We start from the raw sequence: 16,225 nt of genomic DNA, 5'->3' as shown, positions 1-16,225 counted from the left end.
CATGCTTGCGTTAATTTATCTTTATCAGATAGCGCCGTAATCGTCTGAGTTTACGCTTGTGAATAGCCAGCCATTAACTGCTGCCAATTGTGGTCGTTAAAATGCAGCGTGGCGAGTTTAGTTTTCTCTTTGTTAAATGAGCGTAATAATCGGTCTAGATTAGCCTGCTGCCATTTGGGCGAGGGCGTGCGCAGTTCACCGCGGTCGAAATCAATCAAGGTGAAGTTGTCATTGCCGATTAAGATGTTTTTGGCATTAAGATCGGCGTGGTAAACCCCGCGCTGGTGGAATGTGGCGATAAGCTTACCCAAGGCTTGCCACTGGGCGTCTGTCATGGAAGCATGAGATAACTGAGCCACTAAGTCTTGTGCGCCTTCGATGCGTTCAATAATGATATCACCGCGATAATGCATACCGTGACGCTGAATTTGCGCCGCGACCGGTTTAGGTACCGCAAAGCCTTCGCTAAATAACTGTTCGAGTAATGCCAGCTCGGCGATAGCACGGGTGCGCTTGAGTCCGGTATAAAGGTAGCTGTCTCGGCTGAATTTAGCCATCACGCCGCCGCGGTAATAGTGACGTATCACCCACTGAGCATTCTTGTGGCGGGTAATATGTTGTGGGTCGACAAACCAAGTGGTGTAACGGCCAGTTGAAGATCCTGTGATGTCACCCAGATCCTGCCAATAGTCAAAGGTAAACCAATCGGGTGTGATGGGTTTAAGTTCTGGCTCACAAAAGGCGATATAACCGGCGTCGGTACGTTTGATTTGCATAAAATTACAAGCTAACTCTGATGGCATTAAGCGAATGGCTTAATTGTAACTGATCTTCAGCGTCGAGCAGAACTGTTTCACCGACTGTTTAAGTGCTTGAATCACAGTGTTGATATTCTTCTACTAGGGCTTGCTCAAGCGATTGTCCGCTGGGTTGCCGCGAGTCAGGTGGTGCGTTTAATTGTGAGCTTGATAGACAACATCATCAGTGGGTATTTGTCAGAATATTTAGGCCCGATTTCAGATAATAACTGCGACGCTAGTTTGGTGCGCCGCCATACTCTTGCCGTCTGGGGGAGCCTACCAATGCGAGCCTTTGGATCTTTTGGCGACAGGGCTGTAATAGCGCGCTTAAGGCTATTTGCCCGGTTTTGGGGGCTAAACATGGAACCTAGCAGCATTCTACATTAAACTCGTTGCGGATCTTTAACGGCTATTAATCCCAGTGAACCCTGAAATCTTATGAGCTTAAATTTACAGTCCGCCCACTCTTTATGTTTGCTTCGTTTATCGGCCATTGGCGATGTTTGTCATGCCGTTGCCATGGTACAGGCGATCCAGCGGCATTATCCTCATCTAGAGATCACTTGGGTGATAGGCAAGGTAGAATATCAATTGCTTAAGCATCTACCTGGGGTGCAGTTTGTGGTGTTCGATAAGTCACAAGGCTGGCGAAGTTATCTTAATCTTAAGCGTGCCATAGCTGGGCAGCGTTTTGATGTGCTGCTGCATATGCAGGTGGCGCTGCGGGCAACGATTGCTTCATTGGCCATTACCGCAAAATACCGTTTGGGATTCGATTGCGCTAGGGCTAAAGAGGGCCAATGGTTGGTGACCAATCAGCGGGTTGCGCCGTTAGCGACTCCCCATGTGTTAGACGGTTTTATGGGGTTTGCTAAAGCTTTAGGGGTAACCGATTTGCAGCCATCGTGGAATATTCCAGTCCCAGCCTCTGACACTGAATTTGCGCAGAATTTGATCCCCAGCGGCCAGAATACCTTAGTTATCTGCCCTGCAGCCAGTAAAGCCGAGCGTAATTGGCTACCTGAACGTTATGCCGCAGTTGCCGATTATGCGGTCGCGCAAGGTTATCACGTCATATTGTGCGGCGGACCTACAGCGTTAGAGCAAGATTTAGCCATTGCAATTCAAGGCTTTGCCCAGCATGAGTTGGACAATCAAGTCGGGCGCACCTCTTTAACGCAATTATTGGCCGTACTCAAACAGGCCTCCATGGTACTTGCGCCTGACACCGGTCCCGCTCACATGGCTGTCACTCAAGGCACTCCAGTGATCGGTTTGTATGCACACTCTAATCCTGGGCGCACAGGCCCCTATACTTGCTTAGATTTAGTGGTGAGTGTTTATGATGACGCTATCAGGGCACAAACATCGGGTAAGGTGGTCTGGGGTACCCGTGCAAAAGGTGCTCAACTGATGCAGATGATTAGCGTCGAGAGCGTGCTTGCTCGCTTTAATCAGCTCTCGCAACGGTTAAGCCACTAATGGTAAACTGACCAGCGCTGTGCTTACTTGGGCAAGTTACAGCGAGCAATAGTCAATAGGTACCCAATATCTTAAGGGTTGCTTACGTGGTGAAGCAATAGGGAAAGAGTGAATGTCGATAGCGCCAAAATTTCTGTTTGTCCCAGTTTCCTCCGAAGAGGGAATTGGAGAGTATATGCGCTCAAAAATTGTCGCCGATGAGGTGTGTAAACGTTGGCCTAATGCCCAAGTTGAATTTGTGCTTAATAGTCATGCTCCATATGCTCAGTCTTGCCCCTATCGTGCTCATTTAGTCGATGACACACCGACAAAACATATCAGCGCCGTCAATCAGTTGATTACCCAATTTAAGCCCGATGTGGTGATTTTTGATGCGTCGGGTCGCAAAGCCCAGCTTAAACACGCCAATTTACATGGGGCAAAAGTGGTGTTTATCAGCCAGCATCGCCGTAAGCGTGCCCGAGGCATGAAAATTGAGCGCGCACTGGTGACCGACAGTCATTGGGTCGTTCAACCTGAATTTGTCATTGGCGATATTAATTGGTTGGATAAGTTAAAACTCAATTTGATTAAACGTGAGCCGCCCATTTTTACCGGTTCAATCTTTGCTAACCCGACTCAAGCCGAGCAAGCGGTTTTGCAGCAACACTATCAGGTTAACCCTAAGCAATATCTGCTCTACAGTGCCGGTTCCGGTGGGCATAAGTTGAAAGGTGGGTTAGCCGCCGATCTGTTTGCGCAGGCGGCGCTGGCGGTGTTTAAGCAAACTGGCGTGCCAAGTTTGATGGTGTTTGGTCCTAATTACCCCAAAGCCTTACCCGAGTTTGAGGGGGTTATCGCCATTAAGCAGCTTAATACTGACGATTTTATTAATTTACTCGATGGCGCTAAGGCGGCGGTATTGAGTGGGGGGGATACCTTGTTGCAAGCCATTGCATTAAGAGTCCCGACGCTAGCCGTGGCGGTGTCGAAAGATCAGCCCAGTCGTATTAAGCAGTGCACAGCAAAACACTTGGCGCTTGACTGTGAGCCGGAAGTTGCGTCAATGAGTGAGCAGATCATGCGATTACTGCAAGAGGATACCGCCAAGCAATTAACCCAGCAGATGCAGCAAGTAGCAGAGGCTAAAGGGTTAGACATTTGTATGGCTGAAATTTCCCGCTTATTAGGACAACCCTTGTGCAAATGAAACGTATCGGCATCGCCATCGACAGTTTAGCGGGGGGCGGAGCAGAAAAAATTGTATTAACCCTTGCAGCTCAGCTTAAAAAACTAGGCCATGAGCCTCACCTCCTAGTACTGACACCTAATTGTGACTACGAGTTACCTGACGATATTCCGGTGCACTTTTGTTTCTCGCCAGAGCAGAAACAGATCGATAGTGTATGGCGCCTGCGTCACTCTGTGGCGCAAGTGCAGCAATGGCTAGAGGGGCTTGTCGAGCAGTTTGGTCAATTCGATCTGTTTTTATCCAATTTAGATAAGACCAATTTATTATTTACCAAGGCCAGCATCACTCCGCTTTACTGCGTGATCCATAACTCGATTGAAGAGGAGTTAACCCGGCAATTAAAGCTAGGTCCCTTGGCTTATTTTAATATGCTACGAGCTAAAAAAGCGCTTAATGGTCAGCACTTGGTGACGGTGTCCGAAGGGATTGAGCGTGAAATTGTGCAATCAAAGCGCGTGAGCCCCGCCTCAATTCGTACCATCTACAATCCGTTTGATATTGCGCAGATCCGTGCGCGAGCCGACGAGGAGAATAGCGACATTCCTCAAGGCAATTATCTTATTCATGTCGGACGAGTGGCTAAGCAGAAACGTCACGATATTTTATTTAAAGCCTTAGCCAAGATGCGCCAGCCATTGCCGTTAGTCCTATTATGTAATAATCCGAAAAAGGCGCTTAAATTGGCTAAAAAGCATGGCGTCGCCGACCGAGTGATCTGCCCCGGTTTTCAGGCCAACCCGTTTCCTTGGATAAAGCAAGCCAAATTGCTGGTGCTGAGCTCTGATTATGAGGGGTTTGGTAATGTGCTGCTCGAAGGGCTTGTTTGTAACACGCCAGTGGTGAGTACTCGCTGCCCTCATGGGCCCGATGAGATCTTAACTCAGGGGTTAGCCCAATATCTGGTGCCGAGACGAGATGCTGTGGCGTTGAGCCAAGCCATGGACGCCGCATTAACGGCTTATCCCGATATTACTCATATTGATATGTTTGATCGTGTGGCAATAGCTGAGATAACTCAGGCTTATTTGGCCCTGTGTGATGCGGAGTCTGAGTCAAACCAATCAAACTCATGATCCCTCTAGCGGGGGAGCTTTAATCATTATTGTCGCATGCTAGCCATTCAGAATGGTTAGCATGCGATTAAGCTCAGTGAGGCAGCAGAGCATCACTTTGCACAGTGACGCTCTGCTGCTGTATTAGTCGCTAGTGGGCTTAACGAGGCTGATACTTGCTAGTGCCGTTAAAATGAGTCTCAACTTGGCACGTAAATGCCTTGCAAACTTGCTCTGGCGTCACCGTTCTAGCCTTACCCGTGCCCTCTAAAACTAGGCTATCACCCAAAGGTTGCCACAGCTTAAAATCGCTCGCCATGATAGTCACTTGTGGTTTGCCCATACAAACGGCTAAATGCGCCGTTGCCGTGTCGACACTTATCACGATATCGCACAGACCAATCAAGGCGGGTAGTTCGAAAAAGTTATCCAATGCTGTGAAAGTGAGTATGGGTAATGGCTTCAATGTCGTATCTTGATTGATCACATCTTTGACAGCGTGTAATTGATCCGGCGGAGTATTAATCACAAAAACCAGATTGTTATATTGGTGATTGAGTTGCAATAGTAGGGCTTTGACTTGCTCCCAAGGGTAGTCTTTCTTGGTTGCGGTAGAGAGGTGGTTGATAAACACCACTAACTTATTAGGATCGCTATCGGTTAACGCTGCAATAAGCGGCTTTACGCTGTCGTGGTATTGAGGTTTGATATCGATACTAAGCTGGGTTTTGCCATCTAACAGATCTTTTGTTTCCACTCCCAAGGCTATTTTAAAGCATTGACGGTAAAGATCGGTTACATGTTGGCTATTGTTGGCAAGCTTATCGTAGTTAAAGGTCGCATCTAGCTTTTTAAAGTGTTGGTAGCCTTTAATCGTACGGATAAGGCTGCCACTTTTAGATGCCACTATGGTAGCGGTGGGTGAAATTTGCCGAGCAATTTTGGCAAATTGCTCGGGTCTATTTTTACCAATAAAGACGATCGCATCGTAATGCTTATCTTGGGCTCGTTTGATGGCCGCTTGGCGTTCATCTAGGTTGCTGACAATGGGGTAAGTTTCATTAAAGTCACCAATGGCCTCAATCCACTCCCCTAAAATCTTATTACGTCCAGTAGCCCAGTCATGGGGTTTAGTGCGGCAATCATCAAACCAAATATCTATGATTAAATGTGGGTATTTTGCTTTTAAAGCGCGTAACCACACACCTTGGTACACAAAGTCACCAATGGCAAGATGAGTCATATACAAAAGGCGCTTGGCGCCCTGCAAGGTTGAGTGATTAATTAAAGCTGCCACATAAATCCTTACTTCAGGCTCTTACTAAATAAGCTAAAAGCGTTATCTAATTTGGGCGTTGACACCAGCCGCATAAAGGCACGTTGCCAATTTAAATACAATTTATGCAGACGACGTTGTGGTAATTTTTCTAGCCCACCCGTTGGATTAATATCTGATTGTCCTTGTAAATCGACCGAGACACAATAAGGAATTAAACCAAATGGATAGATACCTAATGTCCACCAAGACTTTAAATGCCCGTCAACCGGTTGTACTACATAGGGCATACGCTGCAATAGTGTTGTCGCCCCTTGATGGCTAATCACCTGCGCTACCGCGCTGAGAGGAAACTTGTGGTAGCTAATAAACTGGTGCTGCTTATAAGTGACCGATTGGCGAATATTTTTGGGACTTCCTTTGCGCAATGGATACAGCTTAATAAAGTCCCAATTGGCGTGAGGTAGCCCAGCCATCAGCTCGACTACGTCGGCAAAGTTGCTTTCAAGATCGATATCATCTTCTAAAATAAAAGCGAAATCCAATTGATCATCGACTATCTGCTGCCAGGCTTTTTTATGGCTTAAACTGCAGCCGACTTCGCCCTTATTCAGTGCTCTGTAATAATGCTTTTTAACTAAAGCGGCCGGTGATACTTGTTCAATTTCGGCATCGGAGAGCAAATTACCATCGACTCCTTCGATGCGTTCAAAGGGGACGTTGGCGTCTGCTAACTGCTGGCTTATACGAGCCATACGTTCTGGCGAGCGAGCCAAGTTAATCACAAATACTTTGTATTTCAGCATGATGATCTGTCTTATTCGTTATATGGTGACGAAGCTTTTAGCTAGCGTATTGATAATTGGTTTGGGCAATTTATAGCGTTTATGCGCTTTATCGATAAACAGCTGCCATCCTGCTTGTTGCAGATCTGCTAGGGTTTCGCTATCAAGATGCTGGTCGAACAGTTCACAAAAATCATTGATAAACCTTACTTCGCGCTTTAGTGATGAGTTGGTATATCCTCGTCCAGCATAATGAATAAAGCTAGCCTGCTTGTAACCATCGAGACCTAATACATCCATTCTGTTAAATTCGGCAGAAATGCTTTGATGCTTTAAATTATCTCTATGAATAAGATAGTTAACATAGGTTTGCTCGTAATACTTAATGTGATTACATATTTTTTGTAAATCATCTAACTGTGCAATTTCAAATAAAGGGCACTGCTTTGAGATCAGCATGCAGCCTAAGTTGTAGTACACAGGGCGTTGATTAACCTGAGGCCAATTGGGTAGGTCACCCATGATGTGGGTAATTTTATCAATAACCGGTTGGCGTTCGAGTAACTCACCTTCATTAAACAGATACAGGGTTTCGAGGTCATCGTACACCTCAAAAATATTGTTAGCATCTGGAGTGATAATGATATCGGCATCGACATACAAAACCCGATCATATTCTTTAAGTAGCTCTTTAATATAGAGCTTTTCTGTCCATGCAGGGCTTGCAGTATGTTTAGGTTCGCTAATCGTGATCGGGTAATGCAGCTCTTTCGAAACAATGAGATCGGCACCGACTTTTTTGGCGTACTGTTCGAAGCTCAGTAACGCCGCACGATACATCGGATTTTCATCGCCAATAGCAAGAGTGAAAATAGCTTTTTTCATCATTGTGTCCATGTTGAAGAATTAGGTACGGTGAACTTGCAGGTCATTGGCCAATGAAATGCTGTGTTTTAAGCCAGTTTAAGTATTCAGGCACGGCCTGCTCAACGGTCTTAAATACGTCGGTGTAGCCCGCCGCCCGCAGTTGAGTCAAATCGGCTTGGGTGTAACTCTGGTAGGCACCTTTTAACTTATCGGGGAAAGGAATGTACTCAATGTGGCCTTTCGCGTGATAGTCGATAACGGCGTTGGCGACATCATTAAAGCTCTGGGCTTGGCCGGTACCGCAGTTGTATACACCTGAAATACTGGGGTTTTGCCATAACCACAAGTTAACTTTGACGACATCTTCAACATAGACGAAATCACGTAATTGCTCACCATTGTCGTAACCATCGATGCCTTCGAACAGACGGCAAATACCGTTAGCATTAATCTGATTATTAAAATGAAAAGCCACGCTGGCCATGCCACCCTTGTGTTGCTCGCGAGGTCCGTAAACGTTGAAGTAACGTAGGCCAGCGACTTGGGTATTAACGTTTTGTCTTCTCACATATTGGTCGAATAAAAACTTAGAATAGGCATAAACGTTAAGTGGTTTTTCTAACTCACGCTGCTCGATAAACTTGTCACTGCCGCCATAAACCGATGCCGATGAGGCATAAATAAACTGGCAGTTATTTTGGGCACTAAAGTGCATTAACACCTTAGAATACTCATAATTATTGGTCATCATAAACTTGCCATCCCACTCTGTGGTAGAAGAGCACGCACCTTGATGAAAAATAACTTCGAGTTGGTTGTCGAACATGCCACTGGTTATTTTGGCAAGAAAATCATCTTTATCGAGATAATCGGCAATTTCACAATCGGCCAGATTGAACATTTTTGTGCCATCGGTCAGATCGTCCACCGCGATAATATCGCTGCGGCCCATGTCGTTGAGGGCCTTGACTAAGTTACTACCAATAAATCCTGCTGCACCTGTCACTACTATCATATTATTCTTCCAAATTTTTTAGCAAACCTAAGGATAAGCGCAATGATGAAGCTCGATTGCTTATTGCTGATCCGCGTAATGAGTATCTAAAAAAGCCGCGATGTCGTTGGCCGCGGCATCAAAATCTATCAGCGCCATATTACGGCCAGTTCGCTTGCCTACCGGTGGGGTAAACGCTAAACGTTTGTGGCTTTGAGTTAACGTTTGCCAGCGTATCTTGGGTGCTGAGCGTCTACCCGCATAAAAACCCACTGTGGGTACGTCATGTAAGCCGGCTAGATGCAACGGACCAGTTGAGCCCGCGATAAACATATCCGCCGCGACAATGGATTCGGCAAAGTCGGCCAAGCTGGGCAGTGGCTTAGCCATCACCACTTTAATGTCATCTTGGCGTAAGTTGTCATAAATGCTTTGCGCCAGCACCTCTTCGTCACCACTAAAGGTTAGAACAAACTTGCAATCTCGCTGCGTCTGCTGATTTACCTTACGTAACAGGGCGGCAAAATCTGCTGGCGCTAAAGCGCCAGAAGAGCCTCCAGTGCCAGCATGAGCAAAAATTAATAACTCATTACCTTGTTGACCATAATATTGCTGCCATTTCTGTCTGTGTTGACTCATGTCCCAATATTGCTTGGGCAGTGCAGGGATAGGGTAGCCGTGATGACGTAAAAAATGCTCTACAAGCATGCAGCTGCCGCGCCAGCAGGGTTCATCTTTACGGTAGGTGACATTGGCTCTATGACGATAGAGATACTGAAACCAAGCGTGCTTAGGAGCCAGCTTGTAAGGCACATCTAAATGGCGGATCAGTTTATAGGTGCGCAACTCTGATAATGAAACCAAAATCGCATTATATTGGCGCTCGGTAAATTGTTGGCTGATGGCGGCGTCGTCGCCATTATCGACGATGACATGGTCAATATAGGGGCACGCTTGGGCAAAGGCTTTGACTGCAGGCGAGACAAACACTTCAATGCTGGCTTGAGGCAATGCCGTTTTGAGCAGATACAAAGACGGCCAAGTGAGGACAAAGTCCCCAATCTTATCGTGTTTTATCAGTAAGACTCTTTTTATCATATAAAAATCAACCAACTACAGTTTATTACGTCAAGCGAGGCCCAGTCTTGTTCGCGATAATCACTCCCGAACCGCCTGCGACAGGATAAAATTTGCAGCAGTATAACAATTATAACGCTTTTGATCTGTGTTTTAAGCGTGAGATATGCAGGGGCTATCTCAGTTTATTCTGGGTAATTGAGAACGTTACTGTCATCGGGCGGTCATGAAGGTAACAATGTTGGCCGATAGTTGTGGCAGCTATAATCACTGATAGTAGATCGCAGTTTTGGCGGCGATTAAGCTAAAAAGATTGGTTCATTCTAGCAGATAAAATCGTTACACTATGCGCCATTACGACGTGAGCTAAAGTGAGTCAAATATGCACACGAAAGCGATTTACCCTGGAACATTTGATCCTATTACTAATGGCCATGCGGATCTCATAGAGCGGGCCGCCAAGCTATTTAAGCATGTAGTTATCGGTATTGCCGCTAATCCTTCTAAGCAGCCGCGCTTTACTTTGGCCGAACGTGTCGAGCTAGTGAAGTTAGTGACCGCTCATTTGGATAATGTCGAAGTGGTTGGTTTTAGTGGGCTATTAGTTGATTTTGCCAAAGCGCAGCGGGCCAGTGTCTTGGTGCGTGGCTTGCGAGCCGTGTCCGATTTTGAATATGAATTTCAGCTAGCCAATATGAATCGACGTCTCAGTGCCGATTTAGAAAGTGTGTTTTTAACCCCCGCCGAAGAGAATTCGTTCATCTCATCGACATTAGTGAAAGAGGTGGCATTGCATGGTGGCGATGTCAGTCAGTTTGTTCACCCCGCAGTGAGCAAAGCGCTCGAACTCAAGGATTAAACCGTTCGTTATGATCATCAATAAAATCAAAGCTTATTTTACCGCCGCAGTGGTTACGGCTAGCCTGCTATTTGCTTCAGTCGCGCATAGTGCACCTTGGGTCGATGTGTCTGATATTTACCTGCGTGCCGATATTCAGGCGCTAGCCGATGCGGGGGTGATAACGGTACCAGTTAATACCTATCCGCTTATGTGGTCAGGGATCGGCGTCGATTTGAATAACATTGAGCCGTCTAAGTTAAGCCCAGCCTTGGCGGATGCATTTGCGCGGGTTAATTTTTATTACAATAACGCAGTAGGTAACCGAGGCAATACCAGTATCAAAGCGGTGGCAGCCACTGATGCCGCAAGGTTCCAACACTTTGGCTCTGATTATCGTGAAGAGGCTGAGCTACAGGCGAGCCATGAATATATGGGCGAGCGTTTTGCCTTTAAGCTTGCCGCAACCGCCACTCTTGATCCACTCGATGAAGAGGAATTTCGTCTCGATGGTAGTTATGCTGCCATGGCGCTTGGCAACTGGATGATCACTGCAGGCGCGATAGAGCAGTGGTGGGGACCTGGGTTTGACTCGGCGCTACACAAGTCAAACAATGCTCGCCCCGTTCCTTCGGTAATGATCAGCCGTAATAACGCCGCGGCATTTGCAACGCCTTGGCTCTCTTGGATAGGGCCATGGACCGTGACCACTGGCATTAGTGAGCTCGAAGAGGAGCGTGCGGTTGCTAACCCCTTGTTATGGAATATGCGAGGTAGCATCAGGCCGCTGCGCCAACTCGAGATGGGCCTGTCGTGGACCACCATGTTTTGTGGTGATGGGCAAGAGTGTGGTTTGTCTACCTTGTGGGATGCGATTGCCGGTAATACTACCTGTGTCAATGGTGAATCAAGTTGCGATCCTGCGCTGCAAAGCAAAATCGGCAACCAAATGGCGGGTTTCGATATTCGTTACGCCGACACCTGGTTTGATATTCCTGTGGGCATCTATTTAGAGCGTACCTGTGAAGATTCTAGTGGCCCGATGCCGTGGGACTTAGCCGATTGTGCCAAGTTATTTGGTGTCGATAGTCGTTTCGATTTTGACCATCAGCAATATAAGCTGTTTTTTGAATACACAGATACCATGGTCGCCTGCGGTGAAAATCAAAATGCATTTAACTGCTTTTATGAACACAGCACTTATCAAAGTGGTTCTCGTTACTATGGCCGCTCATTAGGCAGTACCTATGATAGCGATGCCAAGGTGTATGTACTCGGGTTGATTGGTCGATTTGCCAATAGTCATGGTCTAACGTCGGTAGTACGTTACGCCCAGCTTAACAATGACGGTGTCAACCGTGGTGGTGAATGGGCGCCACAGCCACCTAAAGAAGATCTACTCATGCTTGAATTAAGCTATCGTCTCCCCCTTTGGCAAGGCATGATGAGTGTGGGGGGGACGGTATCACAGTCGAAGTTCGAAACCGCCGACAACGACACCGATGCGACCCTGTTTGGTACCTATGAGTATCGTTTTTAATCTAGGTTGCTGGTGGTAATAAAAAGGCTGACAGTGTGTCAGCCTTTTTTGTGTTTCGTCCTTAACGGCGCTGGCACAGACCACAAAAGACCGTGGCTCTTTGGCCTAACTTAATCTCGCTTAACAGGTTACCGCATTGGGTACAGGTCTCACCGCCGCGACCATACACATGCAATTTTTGGGCGAAATAACCGGGTTTACCCTCGGCATTGGTGAAATCTTTGAGTGTGGTGCCACCCTGCTTAATGGCATTGGCGAGGATCTGTTTCACCTCGGCTACCAGCAGTGTCAGGCGTTCGTTATCGATTCGCCCTGCTTCGGTTTGCGGATGAATACCGGCGGCAAATAGGGCTTCATTGGCATAAATATTACCGACCCCCACCACGATATGATTATCCATTAGGCACAGTTTTATCGCCTTTTTCTTACCCGCCAAGGCTTGCGCTAAATAATCAACATTAAATTCGCTTTGTAGCGGCTCGGGGCCAAGTTTAGACAATAAAGGGTGCGCAGCTTCAGGCAGCTCACACCATAGCCAAGCGCCGAAACGCCTTGGGTCGTTAAAACGTAATATTTTGCCGCTGGCCATGACTAAGTCGATATGATCATGTTTTTCAACCTTGGTCGAGCGAGAGACGATCCTTAAGCTGCCAGACATGCCTAAGTGGACAATCGTGGTGCCTGCGTCGGTGTCGATTAGCAGGTATTTGGCGCGGCGACGGATATGGCGTATGGTCTGCCCCACAATTTGCTGGGCAATATCAGGCACGGGCCAACGCAGCGACGGGTTACGTACAATGAGTGCGGTAACCTGCTGGTCGATAAGGTGCGGCGTAATGCCTTGGCGAGTCACTTCCACTTCGGGTAATTCAGGCATGGTATTCTCTATTTTGGGCTAGCGTTAATGATGGGCACCAGTGCGCCACGTAAACTGGGAGGAATTTGATACCAATTGCCTGCGGGCGATTTCAGCAGGCCCTCCTCGGGATAGATGACCCACACCTGCGGCGTAGCAATATTGGTAATTTGAATCACCAGTTCATGGGGTGTCGATTCTGGCGGGATCAGTTTGTTGATAGGTGAGACTAAAATCGAGCTCCAGGCATCGGCCCATTGACTGCAATTGAGGATCTGCGGCGTACATTGCCATGAAAATCCACCTTGGCTCAACCACACATCATCATATTGCAATTGATGTAACGGCGCGGCTTTATCAAATAGCGGCTGAGCGTCATCGGGGAGCGAAGGGGTCTCACGATCTAAAAAGGTGAGAATTGCCACCATAGCCACCGAGGCGAAGATAATGATGTTATTCCACTTTTTACGAGATAATGCCATCGTTGCTTTAACTCAATTGTTATCGATACAGATAATGAGTTTATCATCGAAAAAGCACTAGGGCATTATCTTAAGCGGGTCATTAGCCGCCGGTGGTATTCATAAAACGCAGGATTTGCGTATCATCCTCGCCGCCAAAATGGTGCTCTTTAGGTTTGAGCTTAATGGCGGCGATAATCGCCTGCTTTAGCCGGCTTATATCTCCAGGGTATTGACGTACAATCGCCTTAAGGTCGACCGAGTTTTCATTGCCTAAACACAGCAGTAAACGTCCCTCAACCGTCACCCTGACGCGGTTACACTCATGGCAAAAGTTATTGCTGTGCGGTGAGATAAAGCCCACATGAATGGCACTGCCTGCCATGGTGTAATAGCGCGCCGGCCCGCCGGTACGTTTGTTAGACAGCATCAGCGGGTAACGCTGCTCTATGATGGCTTTCACCTCGTCACTGCTGCAATGACGGCTCTGTTTACGTTCGTCGATAATGCCCAAAGGCATCTCTTCGATAAAGGCAATATCCAGTTCGCGCGCGCGGCAAAACTCGATTAAGTCGAGCACCTCATCATCATTTTGGCCCCGCAGGATCACCGCGTTGACCTTGATCCGCTTAAAGCCTGCCGCCTTAGCCGCATCGATGCCCGCGATCACCCGATCCAGTTTTCCCTTGCGCGTCAGCTCAGTAAAACGTTCAGGTTTAAGGGTGTCGAGGCTGATATTGAGCCTATTTAAGCCAGATTGATGCATCTTGTCGGCAAATTTAGTCAGCCTTGAGCCATTGGTGGTCATCGACAGCTCTTGCAGCCCGGGTAACTTACCCAGCAGGCTCACTAATTGATCGCAATCGCTTCTCACTAAAGGCTCTCCGCCCGTGAGGCGAATTTTTTTGACCCCAAGTTCGGTAAAGGCTTGGCCAACCCAGGCCAGCTCTTCGAGGCTAAGCACCTGCTCTCTATCGAGAAAGCAGGGATCTTCGCTCATGCAGTAGACGCAGCGAAAATCACACCTGTCCGTGACCGAAAGGCGTAAATACTCGACGGTGCGGCCAAAGGTATCAACAATCAAACTCATACAAGATCACCTACAACGGCCAGTGGTGCGCTGGATACCCACTGGCCCGGCTAAAATAATGACCGCTTATAACAGGTCGGCAAAAGGCTGAATATACACAGTGTCGCCAGGGGCGAGTTGTTCATCCTGCTCGCCGATGACGATAAGGCAGTTGCCCTTGACCATAGAGCTGAGCATCCCAGAGCCTTGAGCCCCCGTGCTGCTAACATGCAGCTTGCCATCGACGCCTAAGTGATACACGCCGCGGCTAAATTCGGTGCGTCCGATACGGCTGCGTAGCTGGCAATCGGCGATGGCGGCTAGCAGTGTGGGAGCCCAAGCTGACTCGCCAGCTAACTTGCGCAGTGCAGGTTGGACAAACTGCATGAAAGAGACCATCACGGCCACCGGATTGCCGGGTAACCCAAAGAATAGGCAGTCGCCAATTTGACCAAAGGCCAGTGGGCGACCTGGGCGCATATTGATACGCCAAAAGTTAATTTGGCCTACTTTGGCTAAGGCGAGTTTAATAAAGTCTGCATCTCCGACCGACACGCCGCCAGAGCTGATCACGGCATCGGCTTGTTGCGCCGCGCCTTGCAGCGCTTCCACCAAGGCCGCTTCTGAATCGTGAATGATCCCGAGGTCTATCACCTCACAGCCTAACTGTTTGAGCATAGATTTAATGGTGAAGCGGTTAGCGTCGTAAATGCAGTTGGGCTTTAATGGTTCACCCGGCTGGCAGACCTCGTCACCGGTAGAAAAAACTGCCACTCGTGGTTTGCGGTGCACTGCCAGCTGGCCAAAACCTAATGACGCTAGCATGCCTTGATGGGCCGCTTGTAGGCGGTGCCCAGCGGCCAGAGCCGTGCGACCCTTGGCGATATCTTCACCGGCTTGACGTACGTGTTGCCCTAAGGTGATATTACCGCTAAAGCTTACCTTATCACCTTGATCATCGGCCAACTCTTTCATCTGTACAGTGTCAGCGCCCTCTGGTACTGGTGCGCCAGTCATAATACGCACCGCTTCACCGTCATTTAAGCGGCCTTGATAACTGTGTCCCGCCATTACATCGGCAACAATCTGGTATTGGCTCAACATAGGGTCGCTATATTTAAAAGCGTAACCGTCCATTGCCGAGTTGGTCTGCTGCGGCACATCGACGGGCGAAATCGCATCTTCGGCCAATACCCGATTGCTGCAATCATCGAGGGCTACAGACTCGACTTGCGTCACGGGCTTAACGAAAGAGAGGATATTATCCACGCCTTGTCTGACAGATAGGCTGTTGCTGCTGTCCATTTCGCAGCCACACTCAGGCGCGGCTTGTAGCGGCACCTGGGTGGTTGATGGTGTCCAGTTTTTTGCATATTGGATAACAAAATTGGCGATCTGTGCGACGTTATTAATATCCAGTCGCTGCAGATCTGATGGCAGCTGGGTGTCATCGCAACAGGCGATCGCTTGAATATTAGTGTCGTGAGTATGGATAAAGGGTTTGCCGTGAGCGGCGCGGTGCAGTTCGATTTTCGGTAAGGCCAATTTTTTAAAGCCTTCGACCAAGACGATATCTATTTTGTCCTGTTCAATCTGCTTAAGCAGGTGCGGTAACTCTGGCGCATCGGCCACCAAGTCTTCAGTCATCAATGCCCAGCGTACATGGGAAGCAACCAGCATCTGGCGTGCACCGGCTTTACGCATCTCGTAACTGTCTTTACCGGGAATGTCGACGTCAAAATCGTGATGAGCATGCTTAATCACCGCTAGGCGGATCCCACGACGATTAAGTTCTGGGATCAGTTTTTTCAGCAAGGTGGTTTTGCCTGTACCGCTATAAGCACAAAATCCGAGAACGGGCACCGACAGGGGATTATTAAACGCTATGCTCATGTAG

The 16,225-nt window shown here is 47.9% G+C and carries 15 protein-coding genes; 5 read left to right on the top strand and 10 right to left on the bottom strand.

Annotated features, from left to right (window positions below; translation table 11 throughout):
• Positions 1-50: 50 nt before the first annotated feature.
• Complete coding sequence (locus AC5YBX_RS17040; RefSeq protein WP_494520549.1) at positions 51-776, bottom strand: 3-deoxy-D-manno-octulosonic acid kinase; 726 nt, start codon at positions 774-776, stop codon at positions 51-53.
• Between the two features lie 462 nt (positions 777-1,238).
• On the opposite strand from AC5YBX_RS17040, the gene AC5YBX_RS17035 reads away from it, so the two are divergent.
• The 3 genes from AC5YBX_RS17035 to AC5YBX_RS17025 all read left to right on the top strand — a co-directional run bounded on the left by AC5YBX_RS17035 (position 1,239) and on the right by AC5YBX_RS17025 (position 4,586).
• Positions 1,239-2,282: a glycosyltransferase family 9 protein gene (locus AC5YBX_RS17035; RefSeq protein ID WP_494520550.1), complete on the top strand. Its 1,044-nt coding sequence runs from the start codon at positions 1,239-1,241 to the stop codon at positions 2,280-2,282.
• Positions 2,283-2,394: 112 nt separating this feature from the next.
• Complete coding sequence (locus tag AC5YBX_RS17030; RefSeq protein ID WP_494520551.1) at positions 2,395-3,471, top strand: hypothetical protein; 1,077 nt, start codon at positions 2,395-2,397, stop codon at positions 3,469-3,471.
• Complete coding sequence (locus AC5YBX_RS17025; protein WP_494521561.1) at positions 3,468-4,586, top strand: glycosyltransferase; 1,119 nt, start codon at positions 3,468-3,470, stop codon at positions 4,584-4,586. Before AC5YBX_RS17030 ends, AC5YBX_RS17025 begins: the two co-directional genes overlap by 4 nt.
• 139 nt (positions 4,587-4,725) lie before the next feature.
• Here the strand turns inward: AC5YBX_RS17025 and AC5YBX_RS17020 are convergent, their stop codons facing one another.
• The 5 genes from AC5YBX_RS17020 to AC5YBX_RS17000 are packed head-to-tail and all read right to left on the bottom strand — an operon-like array spanning position 4,726 to position 9,585.
• Positions 4,726-5,862: a glycosyltransferase family 9 protein gene (locus AC5YBX_RS17020; RefSeq protein WP_494520552.1), complete on the bottom strand. Its 1,137-nt coding sequence runs from the start codon at positions 5,860-5,862 to the stop codon at positions 4,726-4,728.
• An 8-nt stretch (positions 5,863-5,870) separates the two neighbouring features.
• The gene (locus AC5YBX_RS17015) at positions 5,871-6,647 is read right to left on the bottom strand and encodes a glycosyltransferase family 25 protein (protein ID WP_494520553.1); all 777 of its coding nucleotides are present in this window, start codon (positions 6,645-6,647) and stop codon (positions 5,871-5,873) included.
• 18 nt (positions 6,648-6,665) lie between these two features.
• Complete coding sequence (locus AC5YBX_RS17010; protein ID WP_494520554.1) at positions 6,666-7,511, bottom strand: glycosyltransferase; 846 nt, start codon at positions 7,509-7,511, stop codon at positions 6,666-6,668.
• Between the two features lie 43 nt (positions 7,512-7,554).
• Complete coding sequence (gene rfaD / locus AC5YBX_RS17005; RefSeq protein WP_494524134.1) at positions 7,555-8,508, bottom strand: ADP-glyceromanno-heptose 6-epimerase; 954 nt, start codon at positions 8,506-8,508, stop codon at positions 7,555-7,557.
• Between the two features lie 60 nt (positions 8,509-8,568).
• Positions 8,569-9,585 (bottom strand): glycosyltransferase family 9 protein, encoded by a 1,017-nt coding sequence (locus AC5YBX_RS17000; protein WP_494524133.1) that lies wholly within the window; start codon positions 9,583-9,585, stop codon positions 8,569-8,571.
• Between the two features lie 361 nt (positions 9,586-9,946).
• Here AC5YBX_RS17000 and coaD point away from each other — a divergent pair, with 361 nt between their 5' ends.
• Both coaD and AC5YBX_RS16990 read left to right on the top strand, forming a co-directional pair.
• Positions 9,947-10,423, top strand: coding sequence for a pantetheine-phosphate adenylyltransferase (coaD, locus tag AC5YBX_RS16995; protein WP_494520557.1), 477 nt, complete (start codon positions 9,947-9,949; stop codon positions 10,421-10,423).
• Positions 10,424-10,433: 10 nt separating this feature from the next.
• Positions 10,434-11,942, top strand: coding sequence for a capsule assembly Wzi family protein (locus AC5YBX_RS16990; RefSeq protein ID WP_494524132.1), 1,509 nt, complete (start codon positions 10,434-10,436; stop codon positions 11,940-11,942).
• A 61-nt stretch (positions 11,943-12,003) separates the two neighbouring features.
• Here AC5YBX_RS16990 and mutM read toward each other — a convergent pair whose 3' ends face one another.
• The 4 genes from mutM to AC5YBX_RS16970 all read right to left on the bottom strand — a co-directional run bounded on the left by mutM (position 12,004) and on the right by AC5YBX_RS16970 (position 16,221).
• Positions 12,004-12,819, bottom strand: a complete 816-nt coding sequence (gene mutM / locus AC5YBX_RS16985; RefSeq protein ID WP_494520559.1) for a bifunctional DNA-formamidopyrimidine glycosylase/DNA-(apurinic or apyrimidinic site) lyase — start codon at positions 12,817-12,819, stop codon at positions 12,004-12,006.
• A gap of 8 nt (positions 12,820-12,827) precedes the next feature.
• Positions 12,828-13,280: a hypothetical protein gene (locus AC5YBX_RS16980; protein ID WP_475515251.1), complete on the bottom strand. Its 453-nt coding sequence runs from the start codon at positions 13,278-13,280 to the stop codon at positions 12,828-12,830.
• Between the two features lie 82 nt (positions 13,281-13,362).
• Positions 13,363-14,349 (bottom strand): GTP 3',8-cyclase MoaA, encoded by a 987-nt coding sequence (moaA, locus tag AC5YBX_RS16975; protein ID WP_475515250.1) that lies wholly within the window; start codon positions 14,347-14,349, stop codon positions 13,363-13,365.
• 66 nt (positions 14,350-14,415) lie between these two features.
• Positions 14,416-16,221 carry a bifunctional molybdopterin-guanine dinucleotide biosynthesis adaptor protein MobB/molybdopterin molybdotransferase MoeA gene (locus tag AC5YBX_RS16970; protein WP_494524131.1) on the bottom strand — a complete coding sequence of 602 codons (1,806 nt, stop codon included), beginning with the start codon at positions 16,219-16,221 and terminating at the stop codon, positions 14,416-14,418.
• Positions 16,222-16,225: the final 4 nt, after the last annotated feature.

Source organism: Shewanella sp. 492, assembly GCF_059338445.1.
The sequence above is the reverse complement of the archived record's forward strand: the minus strand, read 5'-3'. Positions and strand labels throughout refer to the sequence as shown.